The organism is Desulfocastanea catecholica, assembly GCF_054657295.1.
Window position 1 is genome coordinate 256,415 of record NZ_BAAHYZ010000002.1, and the last position, 26,697, is coordinate 283,111.

Consider the following 26,697-nt stretch of genomic DNA (forward strand, 5'->3'; position numbering starts at 1 on the left):
GCAGCAGGGACAAAAACAAAAGGGAGACTCGCCGAAGTAAGCGTGTGTGAAATGTATGCATACCTGTTACAGACCTCCGAAGATCTCTTCCGTCGGTCTGTTAAAATATCCTTTTGTGCTAAAATGAACCATACATATCCTTATGGTCGAGTGGGTAGTGTAAAGGAAAAGGTGCAACCGCTTCCTCTGTTGTTTTTCACCTGTATTTTTCCGCCATAACTGGCGACAATTTTCCTGGATATGGCCAGTCCCAGGCCAACACCATCGAGGTGCCCTCGCACTGTTTTCGTCCGGTAGTATTTGGTAAAGACCAGGGAAAGTTCATCGTCGGCAATACCGGGACCGGTGTCCGACACATGGAAGAGCAGATATTTCTTTGTGGTATCTTTCATCCAGGAGATCATCACGGAACCTCTCTCCGGAGAATATTTGATGGCGTTTCCAATGATATTGACAAATACCTGTTGCAGCTCTTCCCGGACGCCAAAAAGATCGGGAGACGCATTGCTGTCCCTCACCACTAAGGTTACTTTTTTCTTCTCGGCAAAGGAAGCAAAAACTTCGGTACTGCTCATTACCAGCTGTCTGGTATTCAGCCGGGACGACTTTTTTTTGCGCACATCGGACTCAAGAACTGACACATTGAGGAGATAATTGAGGAGCTTATTAATCCGCTGGATTTCCACACTGGCGATTTGCAGAAATTTACGCTGCTTGCCGTTTATCGGACCAAAAACCTCTTCGACAATCATATTGACCGATTCACGAATCGAGGAGAGCGGCGTTCTGATTTCATGGCTCAGGGTGGCGATAAATTCATTACGGATATTCTCCTCTTCGTGCAGCTGTCTGCTCATGTCATTATAGGATGCAGCCAGCTCGCTGAATTCTTCCCCACCCCTCAGGGTGATCGGTTGGTGAATTTTATCCATTGAGATTCGCTGCAGGCCTCTGGCGAGAGTTTTGAGCGGTGTAAAGAAAGATCGAGTAATATACCAGAGACCGCTAAAGCCAACCAGAACGCTTATGAAGAAACCATAAAGGCCATTTCGTGAACTGATATGGCTTCTCCCATTGAGCTCCCGCAGAGCGTACTCAATTTCGTGTTTGTTTTCCCGTTTGCCTTGGTTGATACCTTTTATCCAGATAGAGACAACTTGTTCGGTGACCCATTTCGAACCGAGCAGGGGAAAGGTGGGATTATCCCATAAACCGAGGCGGTGACGCCGATAGCTGTATTCGAGCTCCCGCCAAATCTTGCCGCTTTCACCGGTCGCATCGGAAAGTTCAACCGCCTCGGTCAAGGCCTCTTCAAAGTGTATCTGGGCTTGCTTGAAGTATTCCGAATAGCGGTCATTTTTGAGTATTATCAGTTTCTTATGACTCGCGTCCATATTGAGTAGACTTGTTTTCAAGGTCTCAGCGAGCGCGTCTATTTTATTATTTTTAATGGTTATTTTTTCTGTTGCTTCAACCATCCTCTGTACATTAAATAACAGAACGAAGACTGTTCCGGAAAAAATAAGAAAAAAAAGAAAAAAAATCAGAGAAAGTTTCTGTTTTACACCGAGTTTGACTCCCATGGTTCTCCCTGTACATATCCACCTTACATAGTGCCGATTGCTTGATTTTAGCAAACGTGCCCGCAACTGTCACCTATTGACTGACCCTCCTGCCTGATATGTCCGAGAGAATTGATACAAGAGCGGCATGTTGTTTTTCATGATTCTCCATTGGCGGGTGTTTGAATATCTTGCGGGTGAGAACAAAAAATGCTATGAAACGGTGCGTAAAATATGCGCATTCTTTCTGGGTAATGGCCTTAATTTGCCGGCCAAAGTCGCACTGTTTCTCTCTGGATTTGGTTAACAACTTGAATTGTGGACTAAATTGTAATTGGTACATCGCTTGCTTGGTTCCTGTTATACCTCTTGTCAGTACTGAGGCAGCAGGAGAAAACCCACATCCTCTTGAAAAAAAAGTTATGAAACACACCGTTATTGCTTTGCTTGCCGCAAGTTTCTGTGCATTCGGCATGATGGCTGTGGCTGAAAAGGTCACTCCCTCCGACTCTCATGAATATGGCGAAACGATGAGCCGGCTCATTCTTCGTGAACAATGTATCTTATCAGGTCTTGTTCTTGAAACGAAACGAGGGATTGCTATCACCACCAACCGGGGAACATTTCTCCTCAAAGGGGTCGAAATTGACACCCTCGTTGGTAAAAATGTACGGGTGACGGGGGTGATCAGGGATGAAGCCATTTTTGCCGTGAAAATTGACAGTTAATTTCTTGAAAAAAAACAAGAAATTAATCTGTAAGGTACTCATCCTCCAGTGCGAATCGCACCGCTTGCTCGACGTGCAGGGCAGTTGTGTCGAACAGCGGAACCAATGTGTGGTTCTGCTGTACCAGCATGGCGATCTCCGTACACCCTTCAATGACTGCCTCTGCTCCTTCCCGGCGCATTGTCTCGATAATGCGCAGAAAATGCGTGCGCGATTCGGCGGAGATTTTTCCCCGGCAGAGTTCTTCAAAAATAACCTCATGGACCATCCGACGGTCTTCCGGCGGCGGGATGATTACGGTCAGGCCGTGTCTTTCGCTGAGCCTGCCCTTGTAAAACGCTTCTTCCATGGTGAAGCTGGTACCGAGCAGTCCGACCGTCTGCATGTTTTCCGCCTTGATTCGCTCTGCCGTGGCATCGGCTATGTGCAGTAGCGGGATGCTGACAGCATCGGTTATGATCCCGGCTACTTTGTGCATGGTGTTGGTGCAGATGAGCAGAAAATCGGCTCCGGCTGCCTCAATCTTTTGCGCTGCATCGGCCAGTCGCTCGCCGCATTCAATCCATTCACCCCGCAGCATGGCTGTTGCCAGCGGCTGGAAATCGACACTGACCATGGCTATTTTAGCCGAATGGAGTCCCCCGAGCTTTTCATTGATGCGCTGGTTGAGTAACTGATAGTAATGCGTGGTGCTTTCCCAGCTCATTCCGCCTAACAGTCCGATTGTCTTCATGCTGCTTCTCCGCTTTTTTTCTTCACCTGCAGCTGTTTGCTGAGATGGTGCAGTGTTTTTATTTCGACAAATATCAATCAATGACGGTTTTCAGCAGGTTTGCAACCTTCCCGGAATCGGCATCGGTATCGGCTGCGGCAAAGGCATTGTGCAGCGAGCGCATGATTTCCCGCAGCACGGCGATTTTCGGTTTGGGGGAGAGCATCTGGACGTCAATGGTTTTCAGGTCGAGGATAATCTCCTCCAGCAGCTCGTAATCGACACTGAGGCCGGAGAGTCCGTTTTTTATTTCCTGGGTGAGCAGATGTATCGTCCGGCGATCATTCTCGTCGGCAACCGGACCCTTGCCGAGCGAAAACCCGTTCTCCGTCGAGGCAGCAGTGGGAACAGCAATACCCAGGAATAACAGCCCTTCCGGGGTGATGCTGATACCACCGGCCAGCGTTCTCAGCTCTACCTGGCCCTGGACCATCAATTGTTCGGCAACACTGCCGGCTTCAGCCTTGTCAAGACCGATTGCCGCACCCAGGTCATACATGGAAACCTGCGTCTCGGTATTGCCGGCTGTTTGTCGATTCAGTTCTTCCAGGTAACTCTTGAGCTTGAGGTCGTCGATATCCATGGGTAAGAATCCTTTATTGAAAAATGCGGGTTAAGCTTGCGAAAAATATAATCAGGTCAATCTACCATCACACTGCATAGGAGTCGAGCTGGATTTGTCGGCGGAACAGGGGTCGGTGCTCATCTTTTCGGTGGCTGACAAAGAGAATGGTCGAGAGTTTTTTTTCGGCGATCTGTTCAAGAAGATCAAGCAGGCTGTTGCGGTGGACATCGTCGAGTCCCTGGGTTGGTTCGTCAAGGATGAGCAGCCTCGGCCGTTTGATTAGTGCCCGGCCAATGAGCACCAGGCGCTGTTCGGCATAGGTCATTTTCCTGAAAGGGGTATCACTTTTTTCCGCCAGCGACAGCCAGTTCAGCCAGTACTTGGCGGTGTTGATCTGGGTTCTTGAGACCTTGGTGTACAGTCCGATTGAATCGTAGAGTCCGGAAAGAACGACCTGGAGAGCGCTGCCGGGAATCCGATGCTCCCGGTGCAGTGCCGGCGAGATAATGCCCATGTGTTTCTTGATGTCCCATATCGATTCGCCGGAACCCCGCTGTTTGCCGAAAATCCGCAGCGTGTTGGCATAGCATTTTGGGTTATCGCCGGTGATAATGTCGAGAAGCGTTGATTTGCCGCAGCCGTTTGGCCCGGTGATCAGGGTGTGGTCTCCGGTGTTTATGGTCAGGTCAAGGCCGGTAAAGAGTTTCTTGTCGCCGTAGCCGGCAAAACCGCCCCTGAGATAAATGAGTTCGTCGCTGTGATCGTCGGCGGTTGGTGTTGGCTGGAGATGATGTACGCTGATCGGCGCAGGGCCAGGCCGCCGGGGTTTCTGTAGGCGATGAAGCAGAGGCTGTACGTTTTCCCTCAGGCCTGACGTCTCCAGGCGTCCTGATCCAAGCAATGCCAGATGGCTGCACCAGAGAGGAATGTCACTTTCACTGTTGACCAGCAGGAGCAGTTCGATGTCCCGGCCCGTCAATTGCTGCAAGGCCAGATTAAGCTCATGGCAGCTCTCCTGGTCAAGTCCGTCATAGGGGTTCTGTATGACCAGGGTGGTCGCTCCGCCGATAAGTTTTTGCAGAAAGAGCAGTTTCCTGCACTGTCCGGAACTGAGCTGGCGGAATCCCAGCTGCAGGCAGTGGTCCATGCCGAAGGCTTGAAGCAGAGGCAGATGGTTGTGGTAATCGGGCAAAAACTGGTAGACCAGCGTGCCTGGATCGATTTTGTCGAGAAAGTCGCTGTCGTCATTGCGCAGTTCTTCTTCATATATTTCCTGCTGCGCCTGGAATGACAGAACAGCCGGATGCTCTGGAAGGTGCAGAATTTCCGCGGAAAAGTCCTTGAGTTTTCCGGACAGGAGGTCAATGAAACTATCGATACCTGAGCTGTTGTCGCCAAAAAAACACCAGGTTTCTCCGGGCCTGGTTAGTAACTCATCAATCTGCAGATTTTGGTGCCGAAAAGTATGTATGCGCATGTGGCTAATGGTATTATTATGAAAATGCTGTGTATAGCCGCCAAAGGACTGGCGGTGGGTTCGGGCCAGGGAATTTAATCAATTGTGTCGACAATAATTTGTAGCAGGAATATAGTCAATGAGCAGAAATTTCTTTAACCTGAGTGGGGACAATGAAGATGTCGACTGTCTTGCAGATAGTGATTTTTTTACTGATTGGGTACCTTCTGTGTGTCGTTGTTATGTACCTGCGTCAGGAGTCGTTTCTTTTTTTTCCACCGGCGGCGCGTCATGAAGGGCATGACTATAACGATGTCAGCGACTACCACCTCACCCAGGAGAAAGTTACCTTGCGGGGGTGGCTGGTCAATCCGGAATTGGTCAGGGAAAAGCTGCTCATCTACTATGGCGGTAATGCGGAAGACATTTTTCTCAATATTGATGAGTTCAGGGATATCAACGCCGCCTCGCTGTTTGTCGCCTATCGCGGCTATGGGCCGAGCGACGGCAGCCCCGGTGAGGCCGAGCTTTTTGCCGATTCCCTGGCGGTGATCGATGACATGGTCGACAGATATTCGCCGAAGGAGATCTTTTTGATCGGCAGAAGTCTTGGCTCGGGGGTGGCCTGCTATGCTGCCGCCAATAAAAAAGTTCATGGTGCAATCCTGGTCAGCCCCTATGACAGTATCGAAAACATTGCCCGGTCGACCTACCCCTGGCTGCCGGTGTCAATGCTTCTCAAACACCGTTTTAATTCATTACGTTATCTGCCCCGGGTAGCTTGTCCGCTGCTGATCATTTACGGTGGTCGGGATCGGGTGGTGCCTCCCGGACGAACGAAAAATTTTATCGACCATATCGTCGGGGAAAAAGAAGTCGTCTTTATCAAGCGCGCCAACCACAGCACGATTGATATGTTTCAGGAATATTGGGCGGCCCTGCTAGTCTTTATCAATCACTAGGAGCTTTTTCGAGAATTCTGCTTTAGGGGCTGGGATCGCCGCAATTGCAGTTGTGCTTGATCAGCTGTTTTTTGCCGGTACTGTCGAGGGCCACGTAGGTGAAGGCTGCTCTGGTCACCTGGAATTTCGCATTCTCGTCCGTCGGGCTGTACAGGATCGGTTTGACCCAGACTTCAAGGTTTACGGTAATTGAGGTTGTACCGATTTTTACCACCTCGCCATAGCAGCAGACCACATCGCCGACTTGCACCGGTTTGATAAAGGTTATAGATTCAACGGCGACGGTGACGACCCTTGCACAGGTTCTTTCTCGGGCCAGTATGCCGCCGGCGATATCCATCTGGGACATGATCCAGCCGCCGAAAATGTCGCCGTCGGGGTTGGTGTCAGCCGGCATGGCAAGAGTTCGCAGGATAAGGCTGCCTTTGGGCTGGTTGTTTCCTTGCATTAGCTACGGGTCCTTAGGGGAGGGTGATGTCCAACGGAAGATGAAGGAAGGTCGGAACAGCTCCTGTTTATTCAAAGGGGCGTTGCTCGCTTCGACGTTCTGCTCGGGTTTTTCCGGGTGTTTTGTCAATGTCCCTGCTCTCTCATAGTATACAGTGTCAGTCAATTTTCAATCGGAAAAAAATCGATGTCCAGGAGGGAGAGAAAAATGAACCCGAAAATACCATATTAAGGAGGGAGTCAGAAATGGTGAAATTGACGGGTGCCCCAGCCCAAAAAGACCCAGCTGATGCAGTAAAGCTCCAGGTATACCGCATCCTGGTCTTCGGATTCCTGCTTTTTGTCCTCGCGGCGGCTCTGTCCATACCGTTTGTCTATGAAACCCAGACCCTGTGGTACAAAATAGGGCGCGATAAAACCATGTTGCGGGCGGCGCAGCTGGCCGGTCTTCTTGCCGCGGTCCTGCTGTTTGTCCAGATACTGGTGGCGGCAAGGGGACAGTTTTTAAAAAGACTGTTCGGAGTGGCGGCCCTGATGCGTCGGCACCGCACCAACGGCATCCTCGTATCCCTCCTGGCTCTTGGCCATGCGATCCTGGTTTTAGCCCCGGAAGGGTTGACAAACCTGCCGATCGGGAAAAAACACTGGCCGGAAATGGTTGGAATGGTGCTGCTCACCATTGTTTTATCCATGGCGATTTCTGCCCATTTCAGAGAAAAATTGGCCTTGGATTATAAGCGATGGCGAGCGATCCATAAACTGCTTGGCTATATGACCATGCCCCTTCTCGCGGTTCATGTCTTGTTTGTCTGTGAATCTTTTGAGCATGCTGTACCAAGATTTGGCCTGATATTCCTGCTTTTCGGAGTGGCCGGGGCGGTAGGCATCAGTAAAAAAGCGATACGACAGACGAAACGAGAACAAAAGCAATAGGTTAACGTTGAACCTTGCTTTTTCTCTGGACCTCATTACTATCTTCCCATCGTACAATCGTTATTTCAGGGAGGATTATATGAAAAGATTCAGTTTTATCACTCCAGCACTCATGATTTTGCTTCTGGCTGGGCAAACGGTGTCGGCGGCAGTACGGACCTGGGAACTGGACAAGGCCCACTCCAATTTTTATTTTCGCGTTGGCCATATTTTTTCTCAGATTGGCGGGCAGTTTAACGAATTTTCCGGCGAATTGAAATTTGATCCTGACAACCTGGCGGATAGCAGATTTTTCTTTGAGATCAAGACAGACTCCGTCAACACCAATATCGCCAAGCGTGACAAGCATCTCCTGTCCGGCGATTTTTTTGATGCAGGTAAATATCCGTTGATGACCTTTGAATCGGTGAAAATCACTGATGTGGGCAATAATGTTTACGACGTACTTGGCAAATTCACGGTCAAGGGTGAAGTTTATGACCTGACCCTGCCGCTCACCCTGGCCGGAGTAACGGGGCATCCGGCAGTTACAAACAAGGATGTCATCGGCTTTAATGGTGAAGTGACCATTGATCGCCTGGTCTATAAAATCGGTACCGGCAAATTTTATGAGATGGGCATTGTCGGCAAAGATGTCGAAATTCTTGTCAGCCTTGAAGCACTGGCTGATAAATAATTGGTGCAGGATCGCACTGACGGTGGGCTGAAGCCGTCCGGCATTATACCCGTTTAGCCAATCGCGCTTTGCACCTCGGTTCAAGGCGGAGAGGACCGATCAATCAACGTCTACTGAGGCTCGGTGCCGGATGGGGCTGGGGGGTGATGCTGGTTTTCCTGTTCCGTGAAGAGGTTTCGTATTGTCTCAACCCGTTTCCTGTTGACCCCGAAATCCGCGTAACCGACCCTGGCGCCGGAACGAATGTGCATGATTTTTTCCTCCGGTTCCAGGCGCAGTTCGACATCATCGACAAAGCGGAAAAATCTCGAGCTAAACGTAGCCCAGAGGTACGTTGGTCGGCGGTCACTGATCTTGCCGCCAAGCCCTTCTATGACCGTCTGCATTATCTGCCAGGCGTGGTCCGGACTGCTCTTGAAGCTGATTGGTGTAACCGGGTCGCCGGCACCATTTTCACTGGAGACACAATTCGGACGATCCGGGCATGGTCGGAGGTGGCCTTCTATCAGGTTGTCGGCAGGCGGCGCACTGGAACAGGACAGCAGACTCGACAGGAGAGGGAGCAATAAAAGTAGAGTTCGAGGAGACATTGACAACCACCATTGTTTGCTTAGATTCTGTAACAAATACCCACGATGTGGTATTAGAGGCCACGGGTTCTTCTCTTCACGTGATGGTTGTTTTTATATAAGCATTTTTCGGTATTATTCTCGAGAAGACGATGGGTAGAAAAATATAAGTTCAATATTTTTTAAACAAACGCCTTGAAAGGAGGCTTATTATGGCTCATACCTGTAAAAGTTGCGGGGCTGTGGCTGATGACCCCGGCCATCTCTGCAATCCGACCGTTGAAACGATTTCCTGCTCGTACTGTGGCAAGAGCGATGTCAGCGCTACCCATGTGTGCAAAGAGAAACTTGCCGCAATGAACTTTTCCTGCCAGTCCTGCGGCAGGGTCGCTGCGGAAGATTCCGAACTCTGTAAACCCTTGAAGATTTCCTGACGAACCAGGAAACTATCTGCTTAAATGTACTTTCGACAAAGGCCGGTCCGCGATGCGGGTCGGCCTTTGTCGTCTGTCTGCTGTCCGGATTAAAAATCGATTCCCGGCTGCGGTTCGATTTCTTTTCTGTAGGCGTGTTTTATTTCCCGCACCTCGCTGACGGTGTCGGCAAGGTCAATGAGTTCGGGGTGGGCGTCCCTTCCAGTGAGGATGACATGCATATGTTTCGGCCTGAGAGAAATAATTTCCTTCACCTGGTCGAGGTCCACCAGTTTCAGCTGGAGTGCATTGTTGATCTCATCGAGGATCAGGGTGTCGCAGTCGTCGGCTTCGAGGATACCGGCTATCAGCTGCAGGGCGTCCTGGGCATTTTTCCGATGCTCGGCATGGGGGTAAGGATTGCCTTCGATACCGCAAAAACCTTTACCGGTATGGTATAGTTTTACCAGCGGCGCCAGTCTTTTCACCCCGTCCCACTCCCCTGAGTAAAGATCACCCTTCATGAACTGAACGATGGTGGTTTTCAATCCATGCCCGCAGCCGCGCAGGGCCATACCCATGGCGGAGGTGGTCTTCCCCTTGCCGTTGCCGGTGATGATGACAATGAGGCCCTGTTTTTTTTTCGGCTCAAATGTCGTGATGGTTATCTGGTCATGCATTGCAGTCTCTTTGCGTATCTCTTGTGTGACGGAGGCTCTTTCATTGATGCGAGGCGGGAGTCGGGTCGAGAAGGACGGCCCATGTCAGGCAGTGCTGACGGTCCGTCGGTATTCGGCAACGGTGAACGGCTCTGATCCGTCGGGGTAATGTTGCCGGCTCACCTCAACAAACTCCTCATCGGAAAAATCCGGGAAGGTGACATCTCCTTCGACCTCCCGTTCAAGAAGAGTGAGGCGGATCGACGTCGCTATCTCGAAACCCTGTTGGAAGATATCCGCTCCGCCGATTAGAAAGACTTTTTCCGCCTGCCCGCAAAGTCGCAGCGCCTCCTCCATGGACGCTGCATATTCGCCGCCCCGTGGGTTGTAGTTTTTGTTGCGACTGAGAACAATATGCCGTCTTCCGGGGAGAGGGGCAGGAAACGATTCAAAGGTCTTTCGTCCCATGATCATCGGGTACCCCATGGTCGTCTTTTTAAACAGGCGAAGTTCTTCAGGGATGTGCCACGGCATGATACCGTCCTTGCCGATAATGCGGTTCCTGGCCATTGCAGCTATGATAATAATTTCCATATAAGTGATTTCGGCAGAATAACTGAAAAAAATATTGTAATCAGCTTCTGTTTAATGGCAGAATAACTGAAAAAGATAGTTTGTACTGACTCCCATGCAACAATAAGAAGATTATACGTATAATTCAAATTTTTTTATGATATACCTCCTAGAGAGTGTTGAGATTGTGCAAGGTGGCATTCTGCTGAACGAAAAGGAAATCGGCCGTTTCTTGAGCTGAGCCGATAGGATAACAGGTGTCTGTTAGTTACCTGTGCGCATTGGAATGAAAGGCAGTATCAGGTCAAGGCTCGCAGCAAGAAAAGATTAAATGAGTTGGAGGAGTTTGATGAAATTACATTGTCCCCACTGCGGTGTCAAAGGTTCGGCAGAAGACTCGTACATTGGACGGAAAGTTAAATGTCCAAAATGTCAGGGTGTCTTTGAGGTGCTGTCCAATATGACTTCGGAAGCGTCGGCCGATGCTTCTTTTCCCGCAACGCTCTCTCCTCCGCCTGGCGAAATACCATCTTCTGTACCTGAGGTTGACATAGCCGTTGCCGTGGGGGACGATGTCGCTGAGATCGAATCTGAGACCGAGACCATGACGGTGGCGGATGCAGCGTTAGGCGGAGAGGAGGCTGAATCGCTTGACGAACGCAGCGAGGAGGTCACTGAGCCGGAACCGGTTATACCCCCTGCAGCGGAGCAGGAAGAAACCCTGGATTGGGAGGATATTGGCTCGGAGATTGATCTGCAGCTGGCCGAGGCGACCATGGGAGAAGAGCAGGAAGGATCCCTGCCGGATGGGTCGGCAGCGCTCAGTTCTTTCGAGGAAGATTTTGAAAAACCCGTTGACGAATTTGGTCTCCTGGAAGAATTTTCACCGCTTGATGCCGATGATGTAGAAAGTCCTGCCGGGCAGAAAGACAACGAACAGGGAGAGACTGTCGTTGCCGAAAGCAGCGAAGAGGATATGCTCGACGAGGGGGTAGAGCGGGAACCCTATGGCATAGACAAGGAAAAATGCTGGCAATGCGGTAAAGAAGAAGACGTTGGACAAACCTTTGTGGCAAAGGATGGTCGACTTTACTGTCCCGATTGTCTTTCGGTGGAAAACCGAAAGGTAAATACCGATCCCGAACAGGAGCCGGTTCCGCATGAGACGCTCAATTCAGAGAGACCGGATGATAATGGCAAAGGGTTGTCAAATGATGCAGCAGGCGGATACGACGATGAAAAACCCATGGGAAATTCAATTTATCGGGCATGGGCGAAGGCCAGGGATGCTCTGGCAAGGTGGTTCGGAAAATAAATTTTTAGGTAGATACGAGAAAAAATCGGGTAGAGACAATAAAGAAGTATAAAGAAAGGAGGGCGGACGATCGACATGCCCTCCTTTTTGCGTTGTACTCAAAAGGGGGAAAACTATGGGAATGATCAATCCCGCACTGTATTGGCTGGTCATCGGGGTGATGCTGTTCTTTCTTGAACTGGCTGTGCCTGGGTTTATCCTGTTCTTTTTTGCCGTCGGGGCACTGTTGACTGCCCTGGCCGCCTGGTTACTCCCGCTCAGTCTCGCCTGGCAGCTGGCCTTATTTATCACCGCGTCCCTCATTGCTCTGTTTGGTTTACGAAATATAATCCAGAAGAGGCTGCATCCGCCGACCTCGGCAGGGGAAGAAGAGGACAAGGATGTCATGCTCGCCGTTGCCGGGGAGAAGGGCGTTGTCAGTACGACCATTGTTCCCCCCGCCGAAGGACGGATTAAATATTCCGGGACGACCTGGCGGGCAGCAGCCGATGAAAAAATCGACGAGGGAGAAATTGTTGCCATTGTTGCCCAGAAAGGTCTGGTGATTCATGTGGAAAAAGTCTGATCTGCACGCATGGTTTACCTTCTCGTTCGTTTATCCGATAAGAAACCCGCCTAAGGAAAAAGAGGAAAATATGGAACAAAATCTGATAGCTCTCGGCATTGTATTATTACTCATTGTCGTCGTTCTCTGGAAAACGGCGGTGGTGGTCCCCCAGCGCTCTGAGTTCGTCATAGAACGACTGGGCAAGTATCGTACGACCCTGGAGGCCGGGTTTCATATCCTGTTTCCGTTTTTGGATGTCATCGCCTACCGCAGAGTGTTGAAGGAAGAACCGATAGATATAGGTGCACAAACCTGCATTACCGCGGATAATGTGACCCTGGAGGTCGATGGTATCCTCTATCTTCAGGTGGTCAATTCGAAAATGTCCGCCTACGGCATTGACGATTATCGTTTTGCCGCCACCCAGCTTGCCCAGACCAGCCTGCGCTCGGCAATCGGTAAAATTTCTCTTGATAACACCTTCGAGGCCCGGGAAAGTCTCAACGGTCAGGTGGTGATGGCCCTTGATGAGGCCACCGCAAATTGGGGCGTCAAGGTGCTTCGCTATGAAATTAAGGATATTCAGCCACCCAGAACAGTCCTGGAGGCGATGGAAAAACAGATGAAGGCCGAGCGGGAGAAACGGGCGGAAATTGCCCGATCCGAAGGAGAAAAACAGGCGATTCTCAATCGGGCCGAAGGGGATCGGGGCGAGGCGATTTACCTGTCCGAAGGTGAGAAAATCAAGCGGGTCAACGAGGCGGAAGGCCGGGCTCTGGAGATTCTCAAGGTCGCCGAGGCGACGGCGGAAGGCATTCGAAAGGTTGCCGAGGCCCTTTCTTCTCCGGGAGGCAAAGAGGCGGCCAATCTTGAAGTGGCCAAACAGTATCTCACCGAATTCGGTAAACTCGCCAAAGAAAACAACACGATGATCGTCCCCGGAAATCTCACCGATATGAGCGGCATGATCGCCTCGGCAATGGCTACCTTCCAGCACGTGCAAAAAGAGAGGGGTGCCGCCGGTGATAAACCGGAGGTCCGTTTGCGCAGTTGATGACACCGCCTAGTCGCAGCAGGATACTTGCCCCGTTCGATTGGCAGAAGAAAAAATATCCCCTCGGGTTTATTCATCTGCTGATGGTCATTTCGGCAACCCTGGTCTCCACCTCCTTTACCGTTGGTGCGGCGATTGCCGCAGAACTCAATCCCGCTGTACTGACCCTGGTGCGCTTTACCCTTGCTGCCTGTATTTTCGGGCCCTGGGTGCACTTTCGCTATGGTTTGGGGTTTTCTTTTTCACTTTTTTTTCGCTGCGCCCTGATCAGCGGCTGTCTGGTGATCTTTTTCTGCTGCATGTTTTTGTCTCTTCGGTATACCAGTGCCCTCAATACCAGTGTTATCTTCGCCCTGGTACCATCTATTTCAGGCGGCTACGCCCTTCTTTTTTTAAGAGAGCGTCTGCGAAAAGAGCAGCTGCTGGCCCTTGCCTGCGGGGTGATCGGGGTGGTCTGGGTGATTTTTCGCGGAGATCTGTCGCAGTTTTTTGCCATGCAATGGAACAAGGGGGATATGATCTTTCTCGGCGGCTGCTTCGCTATGGGACTCTATACCCCCCTGGTCAAACTTCTGTACCGGGGGGAATCGATGGCGATCATGACCTTCTGGGTGCTGGTGACCGGAAGCCTCTGGCTGCTCCTTTTTGCCGGGAGTGAACTGCCCACCGTGGCCTGGTCGACTGTACCGCTCTTTGTCTGGGGTGGTATCGCGTATCTTGCCGTATTTACGACAATTGTAACTTTTTTCCTCACCCAGTATGCGGTACCTTACCTTGGTTCCACCCGGGTCATGGCCTATTCCTATCTGTATCCCGGGCTGGTGCTGGTCATTGATCTGGTTTTGGGACACGGGCTGCCTCCGGCCCGAGTCATTCCCGGAGTTCTCGTTGTCCTTGTGGCCATGGTCGTCCTGCAGAACACCAGGGAGCAAAGTTGATCAGGCTTCCTTCTGGACCAGATGCAGATAGAGGTCGCCTCTGCCCTGCGGGCCGGGCCGGCCTTTGCCGCGGATGCGCAGTTTCTGGCCATCTTTGCTGCCGGGCGGAATGCTGATCTTCAAGGTTTGTTCCCCGTTTTCTCCATAGACAAGGACCTGGATGGTTTTACCGCGTCGGAGTTCATCGGCGGTAAGAGGGGTATGATAGGTTACATCGAGATCGACGAAGTGAGGTTGATCCGGCATACCTTCCTGGGCCTGCCGTCCCTCTTTCCCTTTGCCCATGCCGAGCAGTGAGCCTACCGCGCTGCCGACTGACTTCAGCACCGAGGATTTTCCGGCAAGACCTTTTCGGGCGGCCCCGGTCAGCAAAGGCCCGGCCAGGGAACCGAGAAAGAAAATACCACCGACCAGAATACCGCCCTTGCCGCCGAAAAAACTTTTTTTGACAAACTGCGAGCTGTACCGGAAGCCGGAGCGTTGAAATTCCCGCAAAATGCCGTTGAACATCTGTTGAAAACGCGGATCTTTAAAAAGATCGCGGAGAATATCTTCCTGACTATAGGTGAAGCCCTCGCCGCCACCGGCCTGGCCGCCGGCAAATGTCTTCCCGCTCGCCCTGCAGGCGTCATATTCACGCTTTTTTACCGGATCACTGAGGACACCATATGCTTCGGCAATTTCCTTGAATCGTTCTTCCGCCGCCGGGTCATCCGGATTTCGGTCGGGATGATATTGCATAGCCAGTTTGCGGTAGCTTTTGCGAAGATCTTCCTCGCCGGCTGTTTTGCTTACTCCCAGTATTTTGTAATAGTCTTTCATGTCTCAGTTTTTTTGCAAAGCAGATTCAGGGCGGATCAAATTATACCTCGACATAGTAAAACGGTTGTGGCGAAATAACAAATAAATATCATGCCGCGCCGAGGAGACCGGCTCTTTTCAGCAGGGACATCGAGTGAAGGTAAAAGAAAAGTGCCACCGTTGCAGCTGGTGAAGAGAAGATAAAGAGGAGAGACGACAAATGGCGGCAGGGGTAAAGTGCACAAGATGGGCGGCGACTGGCGTAACCTCGATGCAAAATACCAGCCCCGAAACGACAAACAGCCGGGAGCTTTTGATAACAAAGGCTCCTGGCTGTTGTGCTGCTGGGTCAAACATTCTCTGATCTACGACACCGTCTCCTTATTGAAACTTCATCTCGAGCGTCTCGGTGTGAAAGAGGTGGTTGATCTGTGAATTATCGAAAACAGCTATTCCGAACGGATAGCTCTTGGCCATATCGGTGAACTGAACGTCCTGGGTGTCGACATTTTCACCTTCGGTTTTCAATGCCCGCATCACCTCCAGAGTCCAGGTGCCATCCGCATAATTGTTGCGCGAGAGTATGTCGGCACGACCACCCATCATCGGTGCAATGTCGATACCAGGCAGGACATCGCCTTCCTTGAAGGTGTCGACAAAAGGCACTTTTTTGCTCGGAATGACGTAGTACATGTCCTCTTCATTGGCATTCAGGTTCATGAATGCCGGGGCGGATTTATCACCATTGTCATTATTCTTGTATCCGCCTTTACCGGTATCGCCTTTACGGCCCCAGCCGGCATTTACCTTGGGATCGGTGTTGTTGTCGACATACTGGTCATCAAACATACCCATCGGCAGGGTACGGACGTACTTGGCATGCCACATGTCGATGGTTTCCCCGGCAGTCTCGGTATATTTTCGGCCGGGTGAGGTGTCTCCCGGCTCATTGAGGTGACAGGCGATCATACAGCCTTCGGCCTCAAAACCCTTGGTATTGATGTTCCAGAACATGGCCAGCTTATCTTCGTAATAGGTATTGTCATGGCCGGTATCATCCTTCTTGGCCAGTTTCTTCCAGCTGCCGTCGGCCTGTTTGACCCATGGGAACCGGGCGAGACTTTTCGTCGGATCCTTGTAGGTAATCAGGTAATAGACATTTTTGTCATCATAGAGGGATTTAATGCTGACATCGGTCTTCTGCATCCCGGGATAACCGTTGCTCGGTTCATAGGGCAGTTCGTCCACCGTCACGGTGATTGCTTTGGCGGTGTCCCAGGCCTTATCGGCCAGACCATCCAGAACGATCGGCGAACCGGTCTTGGTGCTGATCAGCGTCTTATCGGCAGCATATGCGGTGGTTCCGAGAGCGAAAATACTGGCCATGGTAAGGATTCCAATTGTTTTCATAGACATCTCCTTTGGTTTGGGTGTTTTGGTAGTGGCAACTCAATGACGACTTGTACGATTGGGAGTGTATGAAAAAGATGGAATTGATTCCAGATAAAGGTTTTTCGCAGAAGGGTGTTATCTGTGAAGCATCCTTCACAGGTTTCTGGCTTACTGTTTGTATTTACGAGGGAAACCTTGTGGAGAACAATTGCAGACAATCAATCATTTTCTCACCTTGCGGGGTCAGACTGTAGGCTTTTCGCCGATTCTGGCAAATAAGCTTGTTTGTTTTGAGGTTTTTCAGATGAAAATTGACCTTGGTATGATCACTGATGTCCAGATGACGGGTGATATCCATGAAACGCATCGTTTTCTTTCCCGCCAGGGCAGTGAGGATATTTCGCCTGATTGGATTGGAAAGGCAGGTCAGGGTGTCATCCATGACCGATTCGGGCGGCAGCTGTTCAAATCGTAATTTTTCGAGTTTGCGTTTCACCGCAACGAGCAGCTCATCGCGCCTGAACGGTTTGGCCAGGTAATCGTCGGCACCGCTTTTCATCGCCGCTACGGCGTTGTCGACGGTTGAGAAGGCGGTGATCATGATGATCTTCATGCCCGGGTATTTACTTTTTATCAGCGGGATGAAAGCCATGCCTCCCATGCCGGGCATCATGTTGTCGACGATGATAAGGCGCGGAATTTCCGATTCAAATTTCTGCAGAGCAACCTCCGCCGACTCGCAGCCGATTACCGGAAAACCGTTATCCAGCAGAATCTCGATAATGCTCTCGCGCAGATCCTCGTCATCGTCGATGACCATGATAGTGTCAGTTGTCATTCGGCACCGCCGGAAACGATACAGTCACTCGTGTACCCTGTTGTATGTTGCTGGTTAGAGATATCTCTCCTCCATGCTGTTTGATTATATTATGGCACAGCGCCAAACCGAGGCCCGTGCCCTTACCGATCTCTTTCGTAGTGAAAAACGGATCGAATACTTTGGCAACATTTTCTCCGGCAATGCCGTGGCCGGTATCTGTTATTGTCACAATAACGTAGCCATTGCGGCGCAAGGTTTCAATGGTGATTCTGTCTTCCTTCGTGCAGGCATCGATGCTGTTCAACAGGAGGTTAAGAAAGGCTTCTTCAAGTTTCCATGAAATGCCCATGATTTTCGGAACATTATGCAGCTGTAGCTGGATAATTGAGCTGAGTTCCTGGTTTTTCAGGAGAGTGGTCGTACTGGTCAGTACCTGATTGAGGTCGGTGGGTTGCAGCGCTGTCTCCTTTTCCCGGGAAAAATGCAGCAGCTCCTTGGCGATCCGCGAAGCTCGGTCGGTACTGCGCTCAATAGCCTTAATTTTCCGAGTGATCTTCTCATCGTCTCCGACCAGATCCTTGAGCATGTCCAGATTAAGCGAGACATTGGTCAGGGGATTGTTGATTTCATGGGCGATGCCTGCGGCGAGAATTCCCATGGAGGCGAGTTTTTCCGACTGTGAAAAACGCTGCAGTTTTTCATCGATCAATTCTCGCTGCTCGAGACTGAAAACCGAAAGAGCCCTGATGGTAAATAACATGATCAAAAAAGCACTGAGGCCGCGGAACAGTATAATCTTAACGTCACCGAAAAAAATGACCGCATCGGAAGGCACCAACCCGGTCACACCGGCATAAATGATCATGAAACTGCCGGCCAGGATGAAATTGGTGGCCACGTTTTTAGAAAGTGGCCGCACGGTCCTTGAATACATGATCAGGCCGATACCGGAGAGCAAGCCGCCGGGAAAAGCGAGAAGTCGACGGATGTTGATGTCCGTACCGCTGTCGAGATCGAGATATGTGGCGACAACAACCAGAAGGAGGGCAGACAGGCCGATAAGTGATTTTACCATCGGGGGTGTAGTTTTCAGAGCATGATCGCCGTAGAGGGTAATGATATTGAGAAAAAGGCCGAAGTAGAGCAGAAAAAGAAAAGAGATGCTGACGACCAATCGACGAAGGGCGGAGAAAAAGAGTGTTTTGATATGAGGATTGAGCTGTTCGAGGAGTTCCAGCCACTCGTGAAACCCATGGACAATGCCAAAAACGGCGAGCAACCAGATAATTCTGGCAATGCCAAGCTCACTGAGTCGGATATCTCTGGCGAGGATTGCTACCCCCAGGGTGAAAAAGGCCAGGCCGTAGAGCAGATAGAGGATAAAATTCCAGGTCATCGGGTCACGCGCATCGCGATTGTATCAAGAAAAAGGAGCGGCACAGGGAAATACCTGTAACCTGCAGAAGAATGTTTTTTCTGTTTTTCGGCAAACGGTTACAAAAATTGCTGCTCAGTATAAAATATAACCAACAAATCCAATAAAACAGAATTTGGTAGGAAAAAATTGAGCGCTTCGTCAAATCTGGTATATTTGTCATAAAAGGTGTTTTGGCTCGATGAAAGGAGTTTTATTCTACGGGAGTGATAGGAAAAAGTCTATTTTTCCTTTTTTTCCTTTGTACAGGCAGCTTTTTGCAATAGTATGCCAGGTGGTACGCGTCCTCTTTGTCTGCGGAAATGAGAGAATCATAACCCAGGCAAACGGAAAATAAACCGGAATTCTTTACGAAGAATTCGTTGCCGGTACACGTTTACGGAGTATGTCCATTGGGGACATCCACTTCAACTTAACATGAAAAGGAGAAACCGTATGAAGATTACGAGCAGACTGGCAGTAACCATGATGTCTTGTTTTGTCTTTGCCCTGACCGCTGTCCCGCAATTCGCCCAGGCGGCGGAACAGACCTTTGTGACCATCGGAACCGGAGGGGTAACCGGCGTATATTATCCGACGGGTGGTGCCATTTGCCGCCTGGTGAATAAGAGTAAAAAAGACCATGGCATTCGTTGTTCAGTTGAGAGTACCGGCGGCTCGGTCTATAACCTCAATGCCATCGCCGGGGGAGAACTTGATATGGGTGTTGCCCAGTCTGACTGGCAATATCACGCATATAACGGAACCAGCCAATTTAAGGAAGTCGGACCAAACAAAGACCTCAGGGCAGTTTTCGCGGTGCATCCTGAACCCTTTACCGTCGTGGCCAGAACCGACTCAGGAATTAAAAATTTTACAGATCTCAAAGGCAAGCGGGTCAATATCGGCAATCCTGGATCGGGCCAGCGGGGGACCATCGAGGTTGTCCTGGAAAAATATGGCTGGACCATCAGTGACTTAAAACTCGCTTCGGAGTTGAAGGCTGCCGAACAGTCCGCTGCGCTGTGCGACAATAAGGTTGATGCCATCGTCTATGTAGTTGGTCATCCAAACGGCTCCATTCAGGAAGCAACAACGGCCTGTGATGCGGTTGTCGTCAATGTTGCCGGCAAAGAGATCGATGAACTCATTGCCGATAACCCTTACTACCGAACTGCAATCATTCCCGGCGGCATGTATCGCGGAACCGATGAGGATACCAAGACTTTTGGTGTCGGAGCAACCTTTGTTTCTTCAGCAAAAGTACCGGCAGATACTATTTACCATGTGGTCAAGGCTGTTTTTGAGAATTTTGAAGATTTCAGGAAGCTGCACCCCGCCTTTGCCAACCTGAAGAAAGAAGAGATGGTCAAGGATGGTCTTTCCGCACCGCTGCATGACGGAGCTATCAGGTATTTCAAAGAAGCAGGGTTGATGTAATTTTTTCCTCAACGGCAGGTCGTCCACGTTATGACCTGCCGTTGATGGCGTTTGTGAGTATTAATTTTTCTCCAATTCGTAAAGCGTTGGATAGTACTGCTGTGCACAGTTCGGACAGAGGCCGTGACTGAATCTTGCTTCTGAGCGATGCTGGATGTATTCTTCTATTACACTCCAGTCCCCATCAGGGTTTCTTATCCGTCGGCAGTGCGAGCAGATCGGGATAATTCCTCGAAGCACCTTCTGCTCTTGTATCTTTTTTTTCAGTCTGTTATTGGTTATCCGGCTGAGACGAAGTGCTCTTTGCCATTGATCCAGGAGGTGGCCTGCCCAATACCCGGTCGTGCCGCCCAAAAGGCAGGGGGCAAGGTAGCGAAACATTTCATGTTCAGCCCCTGATCCCTGAAGGAGCAGACGGCTGAGACAAGGAAAAATGATGGCCACCACGATGGATAACTTGTATTTAGATGATATGTTTTGCCGGGAAAGCGTAGGTTCGGTTGTCATATCGAGATCACTTGTAACGTACATGTAAAGTAATGGTGGAAAGGCAGGAACCAACAGGGTGTGCGGGAAATAAAATGGGCCGAATCGGCATGCGGCCCTATTGGGTTCTGAACCTTTCCGTGCTTATCAGGGCGGTTCATCAGGTCGGCGCAGCGGTGTTTCTGGCAACGTATCTGATCGATGGGATCGCTCATCCTCCCTCCTTTTACCTGGTCCTCGTTTTCGTCAGCGGTATGGCCTTGCTTTTCACCGAATGGTTGCGACATCGTCAGCTTTACCGCGAACTAAGCGGCGTAACTACTGCCTGCAAACTTCTTCTGCTCGGTGCGGCCTATCACGGCTTGCTGTCGGCGCCGATCGCCGTCTTACTGGCATTTGTCCTTGCCTCTGTTGGTGCGCATGTACCAAAGAAGGTGCGCCACCGGTTACTCTTTTAGTGCCTTACAGATTGTTTTTTTGCAAGAAAACCACCTGTACCCAAGGCACTTACACCCCTCAAGGGGTACTGAAAAGAGTCCCGGCTTATTTTCCGTTTACCGGGGTTAGTTCTTCAAAACTATTCCCGGCAAATCTTACAAAAGCCTTACAAATGGCTGAAGAAGTAAATACAATTTCCGGCGGTGATATTTTTTTGGCGGGGGGGCGGATGAATTTTGCGCAGGGTTCTGCTGGAGCTCCAGCCCGGCTGAGACCGAAGCTCCCACCTATGCCGATTATTGGCCCATGAAGGGGTAGTCGGTGTACCCTTCCGGTCCTGCTGTATAAAATGTCGCCATGTCGGGAACGTTGAGTTTCGCCCCTCTCTGGAATCGGTCAACCAAATCAGGATTGGCTAGAAAGGCTGTGCCGAAGGCGATGGCGTCCGCGCCGCCGCCGCCCAGCAGATCGTTGGCTTTTTCCAGCGTGTAGCCCCCATTGGCAATGAGTATGCCGGGAAACACCTCGCGGATATGCGGCAGAACTGGTTCTTCGCCCTCGGCATAAAGAACATGGCCGGGAAGCGCTTCAAGCACATGGAGGTAGACAATGTCCCGTTTCGCCAGTTCTGCTGCGTAGCGGGTAAAGAGTTCTCTGGCATTGCTGTCCTGCATGTCATTGAATGGGTTAACCGGAGAAATTCGCAGACCTGCCCGTTCTTTTCCGGCAACCTTGATCACTGCATCGACAACCTGCAGGGGAAAGCGCAGGCGGTTCTCTATACTGCCGCCGTACCCGTCGTCGCGCTGATTGGACCCGTCCCGCAGGAACTGATCGAGCAGATAGCCGTTGGCTGAATGTATTTCGACGCCGTCAAAACCCGCCTCAAGACATCTTTCGGTCGCTTCGGCGTATTTGCCGAGCAGGAGCGTCATGTCTTTTTCGGTGAGCGGCTTGGGCACGACATAGGGTTTTTTGCCTCCCGGAGTAACGGCCATGCCTTTGGCGGCGATCGCCGAGGGAGCGACCGGTGTCTGCCCGTTGAGGAAGTCGGGATGGGAGACCCGTCCCATGTGCCAGAGCTGCAGGAAGATCCGTCCACCGGCGTCATGCACGGCTGTGGTTATTTTCCGCCACCCTTGTTTCTGGTCGTCGTTATATATCGCCGGCGCGCCCACCCAGCCATAGCCGTCCTCGGAAACGGCGGTGGCCTCGGTTATAATGAGGCCGGCGCTGGCCCTCTGGGTGTAGTAGGTTTTCATCAGGTCGTTGGGGATTCTTGACTCGCCGGCCCTCCCCCGGGTAAGGGGGGCCATGATGGCTCGGTTGGGCAACTGGATGGGGCCGAGCTGCAAGGGGCTGTGCAGGGTGTTTTTCATATCTGCTTTCCTTCTGGTGGAGTATTGTTAGTTATGCAAACGGCTTGTGGAGAATGCCTCAGTCCTTTTTTGTCTGGGACAAACTATGCACTACTTATAGATAGCCTCGACTGCATAATCAAGGGTGCGGCCACGCACCCAATTGCCCGTCAGGATCACCTCATCGGTAAGACTCTCGCGATTGACTCTTGCGAGAGCAACGGGACAATTTGACCCGTACCCCTCAGCCATGCCGCGACGAAAACCGCCCCCCCTGCTGGGTTGGCAATCAGGCGCAAAAATTGCAAAGTGATTTGCAGGAAATTCAGCCACTGACTATGGTTGAAGTATATCGTTTCGAGGAGACTCCGCGTCTTCGTCGACAGCGCAAGAGAGGGAATCAACCCGTGGAGAAGAAATATGGATATAACCAAGTTTGCCATCCCAGAAATTATTTTTGGTCGGGGGAGCTTGAATTACGCCGGTCAGTGTGCTTTGCGACTTGGGGCAAAAAAAGTTTTTCTGGTCAGTGATGCCGGTATCGAGGCAGCTGGCTGGGTGCAGCAGCTGATGGATATTCTGAAAAAAGAGGGGGTGGAATGGGTCTATTATTCGGGTGTTACCTCGAATCCCCGGGATATTGAGGTGGAACAGGGCGCGGAAATTTATCTGGCAAACGGTGCCGATGTGATCATTGCCATTGGTGGCGGCAGTCCGATGGACACCGCCAAGGGTATTGCCATCATTGCCAGTAATGGCGGCAAGATAAGGGATTATGAAGGGGCAAACCGGGTCAAGCGTCCGCTGCCGCCGATGATGCTCATTACCACCACCGCCGGCAGCGGCTCGGATATCTCGCAGTTCTGTATCATCACCGATGTGCAGCGGGCGGTGAAGATGTCGATAATAACCCGTACCCTGGTGCCGAATATTTCCATTATTGACCCGCTTATCCTGCGGACGAAAAGCGAAACGCTTATTATCCAGTCCGCCGTCGATGCGCTTGCCCATGCGATCGAGGCCTATGTCTCGACTATCGCTTCGCCCTTCACCGAGATGCAGTCTTTGAAGGCCATTGATCTTATCGTCAGATATCTGCCTTGCGCCGTGGCGTCACGCTCTCTCGAGTGTCTGGAAAAACTGAGTATCGCCGCGGTCTCCGCCTCGATGGCCTTCAGCAATGCCAGCCTTGGCGCAGAGCATGCCCTGGCCCATTCTCTCGGGGGATACTTTGATATGCGCCATGGCGTGGTCCATCCGATACTGCTGACCGCGGTGATGCGCTTCAATCTGGACGGTGCCGAAAGCAAGCTGGCCGATATCGGTCGGGTGATTCTCAACAGGAAGGTCGGCACACCGCGTGAAACCGCCCTTGCCGGCATTGATAAGCTCGATGAATTTTTCGCCTCGTTTAAGGTAACGCAAAGACTGCGCGAGGAGATAGGTGAGGAGGAGAAATATCTGCTTAAACCGATCTGTAAAATGGCCGTCAACGATGCCTGTAATCTGACCAACCCAAGGCCCGCCTCCTGGCAGGAACTGCTGAAGATTTGTGAGGAAGTATGGTAAAAAAAACAACCACGCTGGAAGACCTGATCGGCATCGAGCACAGCAAGCTCGGTTTCTATCAGGAACTGCAGCAGAAAGTGGAACAGCTGAAAACCTCCAATCTGGAGCTGGAGAAAAAACGTAAAGAAATCCAGGCGGTGCTCGACGGGATCACCGATCTGATGCTGGTTCTCTCCGAGGATTTGAAAATCCAGCGGGTCAACCATGTGTTCGCCGATTGGTTCCCGACCATCGATCCCATCGGTCGGTACTGTTATGAGATATTTCGCGGACAGAGCAGCAGGTGTACGGACTGCCCGGCCCAGCGTTCTCTCGACCTGGAGGAGATCGTCAAGGATCTGTGTATCTATAAGGTCGACGACAAATTCCGGCATTTTGAAATCATCGCCTCGCCACTGAAAACAGATCCCGCCGGTGAAAGAAATGTGCTCCTGTTTAAAAGGGATGTCACCTTGGAAAAAGAGTTTCAGGCCCAGTTCTATCAGGCGGAAAAGATGGCCACGGTGGGTATCCTGGCTGCGGGGGTAGCCCATGAAATCAACAATCCCCTGGCAGCGATAAGCGGTTTTGCCGAGGGTCTGCAGCGACGGATCGGCCGGATAGAGGGCAAAGTGGAACCGGAAATTCTTGAGGATTTCACCGAGTATACCGAGACCATCATCAAGGAATGTCTGCGCTGCCGCGATATTGTCCACACCTTACTCACCTTCAGTCGTCCGGTTGCGGCAAGCCTTGGCCCGGTGGACATGAATCAGTGTGTCAAAGACACCCTGTTCCTTCTCAAGCATCATTTTAAAGAGCAGCATAATATTGCCGTCCAAACCGAGCTGCAACCGGACCTGCCGGTTATCATGGGTGATGAATCTCAATTGAAACAGGTGATAATCAACTTGTTCACCAATGCCTTTGATGCAACCACCGATGGCGACATTATTCGCATTATTACCAATGTCGCCCCGCATGGGGGCGTTGAATTGCTTGTCGAAGACTCCGGCTGCGGTATTCCCGACGAGCTGCTTGATAAGCTTTTTGAACCGTTTTTTACCACGAAACCGGTAGGCAAGGGGATTGGTATCGGTCTCTCCACCTGCTATTCAATCGTTAAAAATCATTGCGGAGAGATCACCGTGACCAGCAGGGAGGGGCAAGGGACCTCCTTCAAGGTATCTCTGCCGGGAATAACTCTATAATGGAACGAGAAAAATACGCCATTCTGGCCATTGATGACGAAGAGTCCATCAGAAGACTGTTGCAGAAGGAACTGTCGACAAACCACCGGGAAGTCTTCACCGCCGCCGATGCCGGCCAGGCGCGGGAGATGTTACGTACCAACTGGTTTGACGTTATTGTCATGGACCTGCGCCTGCCGGATGTCCATGATCTCGATCTGCTGATCGAGATTAAAGACAGTGTCCCGCATATCGAAGTGGTGATGATCACCGGCCATGGCGATATAGACAGTGCGGTGAAGGCCATGAAGCTGGGTGCCTGTGATTTTATTCGCAAACCTTTCAACCTTGAGCAACTGGATCTGGTCGTGGAAAAGGCCCATCAGCGGGTGCTGCTCTCCCGCGAGAACACCATCCTGCGGCATAACACCAGCCTTGAGCAGCAACCGGTGCAATTCATCGGCAATTCGCAGAGTGTCCAGGATATCAAGTTCTTAATCAACAAGGTGGCGCCGGCAAAGATTCCGGTTTTGCTCACCGGGGAGTCGGGGGTCGGCAAAGACGTTGTCGCCAGGCTGATTCACCAGCGCTCGGCCTGTTCCGGCCATACGATGATTATCAAGAACTGCGCCTCTCTGCAGAAAGATCTGGCTCGCAGTGAGCTTTTTGGCCACATGAAAGGTTCATTCACCGGGGCCGACGAATCGCGCGAGGGGTTGATGGCCTATGCCCATGACAGCACCCTGTTCCTCGATGAAATCGGCGAACTTCCTCTGGGCGTCCAGGCCTCGCTGCTGCGCATCCTTGAGACCCAGACCTACCGCAGGGTTGGCGAAAAGGAGGAGCGCAAGGTGAATATCCGCTTTCTTTTTGCCACCAACCGTAACCTGGCCGAAGAGGTGGAACAGGGGCGTTTCAACGAGGCCTTTTACCACAGGATCAACGCCTTTAATATCGAAATTCCCTCCCTCAGTGAGCGAAAAGAGGATCTGCCGCTGCTGGTCGATTATTTTTTGATGCGCTTGAGCCCCGATAACACAACCTATCGGATTGTCGATAGGGCCATGGACTGTATTCTCCGTTACAACTGGCCGGGAAATGTCCGCGAACTGCGCAATGTTCTGGAACGTTCAATCATCCTGGCGGAAAATAACATCATCACCGAACGATGTCTGCCGCGGGAACTGGTCTCGATATCCGAAGAGAACCAGGGCGCTTTGACGCTGGAGTCCGTCGAAAAAAATCATATTCTGAAAATGCTGCACTTTTTTGATGATAATAGACAAAAGACCGCAGAAACCCTCGGCATAAGCAGAAAAACGCTGTACCGAAAACTGGAAAAATATGCCGGGCATTGAGCAGTCATTATGGCGGTGGGTCATTTTGACCTATTTGCCTCCTCGCCTGTTGCCTTCTGACCCACTTGGATCTATAGTGTTGGTTTCTGTTGCTTTTGCGGTGAATTTTCCGAAAAAACCGTAGTCACAGAGCTCCTGCCGCACCGCTCGAGGGTCATGTTGGCATACTTGATCCTCGGGCGGAATGTATAACCGTCTGTTTTAATTGTAATTGATGTGATGGCATGCCTTTTGCTTTAACTCTATTGCGCACTACTTGAGACATGGATCCAAAGGGAGCAGT

Annotated in this window: 29 protein-coding genes; 14 read left to right on the top strand and 15 right to left on the bottom strand. The window is 51.1% G+C overall.

Annotation, left to right across the window (positions count from 1 at the left end; translation table 11 throughout):
* Window positions 1-140 precede the first annotated feature (140 nt).
* Window positions 141-1,478 (bottom strand): sensor histidine kinase, encoded by a 1,338-nt coding sequence (locus ACYQ8U_RS02850; RefSeq protein WP_459944000.1) that lies wholly within the window; start codon window positions 1,476-1,478, stop codon window positions 141-143.
* Between the two features lie 506 nt (window positions 1,479-1,984).
* Here ACYQ8U_RS02850 and ACYQ8U_RS02855 point away from each other — a divergent pair.
* Window positions 1,985-2,290, top strand: a complete 306-nt coding sequence (locus ACYQ8U_RS02855) for a hypothetical protein (protein WP_459944001.1) — start codon at window positions 1,985-1,987, stop codon at window positions 2,288-2,290.
* 22 nt (window positions 2,291-2,312) lie between these two features.
* On the opposite strand, the gene ACYQ8U_RS02860 is transcribed toward ACYQ8U_RS02855, so the two are convergent.
* The 3 genes from ACYQ8U_RS02860 to ACYQ8U_RS02870 all read right to left on the bottom strand — a co-directional run bounded on the left by ACYQ8U_RS02860 (window position 2,313) and on the right by ACYQ8U_RS02870 (window position 5,104).
* Entirely contained in the window at window positions 2,313-3,023 is a 711-nt protein-coding gene (locus tag ACYQ8U_RS02860; RefSeq protein ID WP_459944002.1) for an aspartate/glutamate racemase family protein, read from the bottom strand.
* A gap of 73 nt (window positions 3,024-3,096) precedes the next feature.
* Entirely contained in the window at window positions 3,097-3,645 is a 549-nt protein-coding gene (locus ACYQ8U_RS02865; RefSeq protein ID WP_459944003.1) for a hypothetical protein, read from the bottom strand.
* A gap of 67 nt (window positions 3,646-3,712) precedes the next feature.
* Complete coding sequence (locus tag ACYQ8U_RS02870) at window positions 3,713-5,104, bottom strand: ATP-binding cassette domain-containing protein (protein WP_459944004.1); 1,392 nt, start codon at window positions 5,102-5,104, stop codon at window positions 3,713-3,715.
* A 158-nt stretch (window positions 5,105-5,262) separates the two neighbouring features.
* Between ACYQ8U_RS02870 and ACYQ8U_RS02875 the strand changes: the two genes are divergently transcribed.
* Entirely contained in the window at window positions 5,263-6,045 is a 783-nt protein-coding gene (locus ACYQ8U_RS02875; RefSeq protein ID WP_459944005.1) for an alpha/beta hydrolase, read from the top strand.
* 22 nt (window positions 6,046-6,067) lie between these two features.
* On the opposite strand, the gene yciA is transcribed toward ACYQ8U_RS02875, so the two are convergent.
* Window positions 6,068-6,493, bottom strand: a complete 426-nt coding sequence (yciA, locus tag ACYQ8U_RS02880) for an acyl-CoA thioester hydrolase YciA (protein WP_459944006.1) — start codon at window positions 6,491-6,493, stop codon at window positions 6,068-6,070.
* Between the two features lie 245 nt (window positions 6,494-6,738).
* Between yciA and ACYQ8U_RS02885 the strand changes: the two genes are divergently transcribed.
* Window positions 6,739-7,425, top strand: a complete 687-nt coding sequence (locus ACYQ8U_RS02885) for a ferric reductase-like transmembrane domain-containing protein (RefSeq protein ID WP_459944007.1) — start codon at window positions 6,739-6,741, stop codon at window positions 7,423-7,425.
* Window positions 7,426-7,504: 79 nt separating this feature from the next.
* Entirely contained in the window at window positions 7,505-8,101 is a 597-nt protein-coding gene (locus ACYQ8U_RS02890) for a YceI family protein (protein ID WP_459944008.1), read from the top strand.
* Window positions 8,102-8,211: 110 nt separating this feature from the next.
* On the opposite strand, the gene ACYQ8U_RS02895 is transcribed toward ACYQ8U_RS02890, so the two are convergent.
* On the bottom strand, window positions 8,212-8,691 hold the full coding sequence (locus tag ACYQ8U_RS02895) for a DUF1499 domain-containing protein (RefSeq protein ID WP_459944009.1): 480 nt from the start codon (window positions 8,689-8,691) through the stop codon (window positions 8,212-8,214).
* 191 nt (window positions 8,692-8,882) lie between these two features.
* Between ACYQ8U_RS02895 and ACYQ8U_RS02900 the strand changes: the two genes are divergently transcribed.
* Window positions 8,883-9,104, top strand: coding sequence for a hypothetical protein (locus ACYQ8U_RS02900; protein ID WP_459944010.1), 222 nt, complete (start codon window positions 8,883-8,885; stop codon window positions 9,102-9,104).
* An 89-nt stretch (window positions 9,105-9,193) separates the two neighbouring features.
* Here ACYQ8U_RS02900 and ACYQ8U_RS02905 read toward each other — a convergent pair whose 3' ends face one another.
* Both ACYQ8U_RS02905 and ACYQ8U_RS02910 read right to left on the bottom strand, forming a co-directional pair.
* Window positions 9,194-9,763, bottom strand: a complete 570-nt coding sequence (locus ACYQ8U_RS02905; RefSeq protein WP_459944011.1) for a cob(I)yrinic acid a,c-diamide adenosyltransferase — start codon at window positions 9,761-9,763, stop codon at window positions 9,194-9,196.
* An 84-nt stretch (window positions 9,764-9,847) separates the two neighbouring features.
* Window positions 9,848-10,336, bottom strand: a complete 489-nt coding sequence (locus ACYQ8U_RS02910) for a dihydrofolate reductase (RefSeq protein ID WP_459944012.1) — start codon at window positions 10,334-10,336, stop codon at window positions 9,848-9,850.
* A gap of 328 nt (window positions 10,337-10,664) precedes the next feature.
* On the opposite strand from ACYQ8U_RS02910, the gene ACYQ8U_RS02915 reads away from it, so the two are divergent.
* The 4 genes from ACYQ8U_RS02915 (at window position 10,665) to ACYQ8U_RS02930 (ending at window position 14,169) form a co-directional block, all read left to right on the top strand.
* A complete protein-coding gene (locus ACYQ8U_RS02915; RefSeq protein ID WP_459944013.1) occupies window positions 10,665-11,630 on the top strand; it encodes a zinc ribbon domain-containing protein in 966 nt (321 codons plus the stop codon).
* A gap of 115 nt (window positions 11,631-11,745) precedes the next feature.
* Entirely contained in the window at window positions 11,746-12,195 is a 450-nt protein-coding gene (locus ACYQ8U_RS02920; protein WP_459944014.1) for an NfeD family protein, read from the top strand.
* A 70-nt stretch (window positions 12,196-12,265) separates the two neighbouring features.
* Window positions 12,266-13,231 (top strand): SPFH domain-containing protein, encoded by a 966-nt coding sequence (locus ACYQ8U_RS02925; protein ID WP_459944015.1) that lies wholly within the window; start codon window positions 12,266-12,268, stop codon window positions 13,229-13,231.
* A complete protein-coding gene (locus tag ACYQ8U_RS02930; protein WP_459944016.1) occupies window positions 13,231-14,169 on the top strand; it encodes a DMT family transporter in 939 nt (312 codons plus the stop codon). The genes ACYQ8U_RS02925 and ACYQ8U_RS02930 overlap by 1 nt, the downstream gene beginning before the upstream one ends.
* On the opposite strand, the gene ACYQ8U_RS02935 is transcribed toward ACYQ8U_RS02930, so the two are convergent.
* From ACYQ8U_RS02935 to ACYQ8U_RS02950, 4 genes are all read right to left on the bottom strand, one after another.
* A complete protein-coding gene (locus tag ACYQ8U_RS02935) occupies window positions 14,170-14,991 on the bottom strand; it encodes a J domain-containing protein (RefSeq protein WP_459944017.1) in 822 nt (273 codons plus the stop codon). It abuts the gene before it with no gap.
* A 360-nt stretch (window positions 14,992-15,351) separates the two neighbouring features.
* A complete protein-coding gene (locus tag ACYQ8U_RS02940; RefSeq protein WP_459944018.1) occupies window positions 15,352-16,380 on the bottom strand; it encodes an ethylbenzene dehydrogenase-related protein in 1,029 nt (342 codons plus the stop codon).
* 163 nt (window positions 16,381-16,543) lie between these two features.
* Window positions 16,544-17,200 carry a winged helix-turn-helix domain-containing protein gene (locus ACYQ8U_RS02945; protein WP_459944019.1) on the bottom strand — a complete coding sequence of 219 codons (657 nt, stop codon included), beginning with the start codon at window positions 17,198-17,200 and terminating at the stop codon, window positions 16,544-16,546.
* Window positions 17,190-18,578 (bottom strand): sensor histidine kinase, encoded by a 1,389-nt coding sequence (locus tag ACYQ8U_RS02950; protein WP_459944020.1) that lies wholly within the window; start codon window positions 18,576-18,578, stop codon window positions 17,190-17,192. Before ACYQ8U_RS02950 ends, ACYQ8U_RS02945 begins: the two co-directional genes overlap by 11 nt.
* A gap of 504 nt (window positions 18,579-19,082) precedes the next feature.
* Here ACYQ8U_RS02950 and ACYQ8U_RS02955 point away from each other — a divergent pair.
* Window positions 19,083-20,036: a TAXI family TRAP transporter solute-binding subunit gene (locus ACYQ8U_RS02955; protein WP_459944096.1), complete on the top strand. Its 954-nt coding sequence runs from the start codon at window positions 19,083-19,085 to the stop codon at window positions 20,034-20,036.
* Between the two features lie 60 nt (window positions 20,037-20,096).
* On the opposite strand, the gene ACYQ8U_RS02960 is transcribed toward ACYQ8U_RS02955, so the two are convergent.
* The gene (locus ACYQ8U_RS02960; RefSeq protein ID WP_459944021.1) at window positions 20,097-20,543 is read right to left on the bottom strand and encodes a hypothetical protein; all 447 of its coding nucleotides are present in this window, start codon (window positions 20,541-20,543) and stop codon (window positions 20,097-20,099) included.
* Window positions 20,544-20,617: 74 nt separating this feature from the next.
* On the opposite strand from ACYQ8U_RS02960, the gene ACYQ8U_RS02965 reads away from it, so the two are divergent.
* Window positions 20,618-20,980, top strand: coding sequence for a hypothetical protein (locus ACYQ8U_RS02965; protein ID WP_459944022.1), 363 nt, complete (start codon window positions 20,618-20,620; stop codon window positions 20,978-20,980).
* A gap of 276 nt (window positions 20,981-21,256) precedes the next feature.
* On the opposite strand, the gene ACYQ8U_RS02970 is transcribed toward ACYQ8U_RS02965, so the two are convergent.
* Window positions 21,257-22,339, bottom strand: a complete 1,083-nt coding sequence (locus tag ACYQ8U_RS02970; protein ID WP_459944023.1) for an alkene reductase — start codon at window positions 22,337-22,339, stop codon at window positions 21,257-21,259.
* 90 nt (window positions 22,340-22,429) lie between these two features.
* On the bottom strand, window positions 22,430-22,570 hold the full coding sequence (locus ACYQ8U_RS02975) for a hypothetical protein (protein ID WP_459944024.1): 141 nt from the start codon (window positions 22,568-22,570) through the stop codon (window positions 22,430-22,432).
* Window positions 22,571-22,738: 168 nt separating this feature from the next.
* On the opposite strand from ACYQ8U_RS02975, the gene ACYQ8U_RS02980 reads away from it, so the two are divergent.
* From ACYQ8U_RS02980 to ACYQ8U_RS02990, 3 genes are read left to right on the top strand one after another with little or no spacing between them, the layout of a single operon-like run.
* Window positions 22,739-23,887: an iron-containing alcohol dehydrogenase gene (locus tag ACYQ8U_RS02980; protein ID WP_459944025.1), complete on the top strand. Its 1,149-nt coding sequence runs from the start codon at window positions 22,739-22,741 to the stop codon at window positions 23,885-23,887.
* A complete protein-coding gene (locus tag ACYQ8U_RS02985) occupies window positions 23,881-25,077 on the top strand; it encodes a two-component system sensor histidine kinase NtrB (protein WP_459944026.1) in 1,197 nt (398 codons plus the stop codon). The genes ACYQ8U_RS02980 and ACYQ8U_RS02985 overlap by 7 nt, the downstream gene beginning before the upstream one ends.
* On the top strand, window positions 25,077-26,414 hold the full coding sequence (locus ACYQ8U_RS02990) for a sigma-54-dependent transcriptional regulator (RefSeq protein WP_459944027.1): 1,338 nt from the start codon (window positions 25,077-25,079) through the stop codon (window positions 26,412-26,414). The genes ACYQ8U_RS02985 and ACYQ8U_RS02990 overlap by 1 nt, the downstream gene beginning before the upstream one ends.
* The last annotated feature ends 283 nt before the right edge of the window (window positions 26,415-26,697 follow it).

Coding starts and splice junctions, on each gene's coding strand:
- ACYQ8U_RS02855 (WP_459944001.1), top strand. CDS start 1,985: ATGAAACACACCGTTATTGCTTTGCTTGCCGCAAGTTTCTGTGCATTC.
- ACYQ8U_RS02980 (WP_459944025.1), top strand. CDS start 22,739: ATGGATATAACCAAGTTTGCCATCCCAGAAATTATTTTTGGTCGGGGG.
- ACYQ8U_RS02945 (WP_459944019.1), bottom strand. CDS start 17,200: ATGACAACTGACACTATCATGGTCATCGACGATGACGAGGATCTGCGC.
- ACYQ8U_RS02960 (WP_459944021.1), bottom strand. CDS start 20,543: ATGACAACCGAACCTACGCTTTCCCGGCAAAACATATCATCTAAATAC.
- ACYQ8U_RS02950 (WP_459944020.1), bottom strand. CDS start 18,578: ATGACCTGGAATTTTATCCTCTATCTGCTCTACGGCCTGGCCTTTTTC.
- ACYQ8U_RS02990 (WP_459944027.1), top strand. CDS start 25,077: ATGGAACGAGAAAAATACGCCATTCTGGCCATTGATGACGAAGAGTCC.
- ACYQ8U_RS02870 (WP_459944004.1), bottom strand. CDS start 5,104: ATGCGCATACATACTTTTCGGCACCAAAATCTGCAGATTGATGAGTTA.
- ACYQ8U_RS02860 (WP_459944002.1), bottom strand. CDS start 3,023: ATGAAGACAATCGGACTGTTAGGCGGAATGAGCTGGGAAAGCACCACG.
- ACYQ8U_RS02970 (WP_459944023.1), bottom strand. CDS start 22,339: ATGAAAAACACCCTGCACAGCCCCTTGCAGCTCGGCCCCATCCAGTTG.
- ACYQ8U_RS02865 (WP_459944003.1), bottom strand. CDS start 3,645: ATGGATATCGACGACCTCAAGCTCAAGAGTTACCTGGAAGAACTGAAT.
- ACYQ8U_RS02905 (WP_459944011.1), bottom strand. CDS start 9,763: ATGCATGACCAGATAACCATCACGACATTTGAGCCGAAAAAAAAACAG.
- ACYQ8U_RS02900 (WP_459944010.1), top strand. CDS start 8,883: ATGGCTCATACCTGTAAAAGTTGCGGGGCTGTGGCTGATGACCCCGGC.
- ACYQ8U_RS02885 (WP_459944007.1), top strand. CDS start 6,739: ATGGTGAAATTGACGGGTGCCCCAGCCCAAAAAGACCCAGCTGATGCA.
- ACYQ8U_RS02975 (WP_459944024.1), bottom strand. CDS start 22,570: ATGGCTGAGGGGTACGGGTCAAATTGTCCCGTTGCTCTCGCAAGAGTC.
- ACYQ8U_RS02955 (WP_459944096.1), top strand. CDS start 19,083: ATGATGTCTTGTTTTGTCTTTGCCCTGACCGCTGTCCCGCAATTCGCC.
- ACYQ8U_RS02920 (WP_459944014.1), top strand. CDS start 11,746: ATGGGAATGATCAATCCCGCACTGTATTGGCTGGTCATCGGGGTGATG.
- ACYQ8U_RS02895 (WP_459944009.1), bottom strand. CDS start 8,691: ATGTCTCCTCGAACTCTACTTTTATTGCTCCCTCTCCTGTCGAGTCTG.
- ACYQ8U_RS02925 (WP_459944015.1), top strand. CDS start 12,266: ATGGAACAAAATCTGATAGCTCTCGGCATTGTATTATTACTCATTGTC.
- ACYQ8U_RS02965 (WP_459944022.1), top strand. CDS start 20,618: ATGGGCCGAATCGGCATGCGGCCCTATTGGGTTCTGAACCTTTCCGTG.
- ACYQ8U_RS02930 (WP_459944016.1), top strand. CDS start 13,231: ATGACACCGCCTAGTCGCAGCAGGATACTTGCCCCGTTCGATTGGCAG.
- ACYQ8U_RS02985 (WP_459944026.1), top strand. CDS start 23,881: ATGGTAAAAAAAACAACCACGCTGGAAGACCTGATCGGCATCGAGCAC.
- ACYQ8U_RS02910 (WP_459944012.1), bottom strand. CDS start 10,336: ATGGAAATTATTATCATAGCTGCAATGGCCAGGAACCGCATTATCGGC.
- ACYQ8U_RS02850 (WP_459944000.1), bottom strand. CDS start 1,478: ATGGTTGAAGCAACAGAAAAAATAACCATTAAAAATAATAAAATAGAC.
- yciA (WP_459944006.1), bottom strand. CDS start 6,493: ATGCAAGGAAACAACCAGCCCAAAGGCAGCCTTATCCTGCGAACTCTT.
- ACYQ8U_RS02940 (WP_459944018.1), bottom strand. CDS start 16,380: ATGAAAACAATTGGAATCCTTACCATGGCCAGTATTTTCGCTCTCGGA.
- ACYQ8U_RS02875 (WP_459944005.1), top strand. CDS start 5,263: ATGTCGACTGTCTTGCAGATAGTGATTTTTTTACTGATTGGGTACCTT.
- ACYQ8U_RS02935 (WP_459944017.1), bottom strand. CDS start 14,991: ATGAAAGACTATTACAAAATACTGGGAGTAAGCAAAACAGCCGGCGAG.
- ACYQ8U_RS02890 (WP_459944008.1), top strand. CDS start 7,505: ATGAAAAGATTCAGTTTTATCACTCCAGCACTCATGATTTTGCTTCTG.
- ACYQ8U_RS02915 (WP_459944013.1), top strand. CDS start 10,665: ATGAAATTACATTGTCCCCACTGCGGTGTCAAAGGTTCGGCAGAAGAC.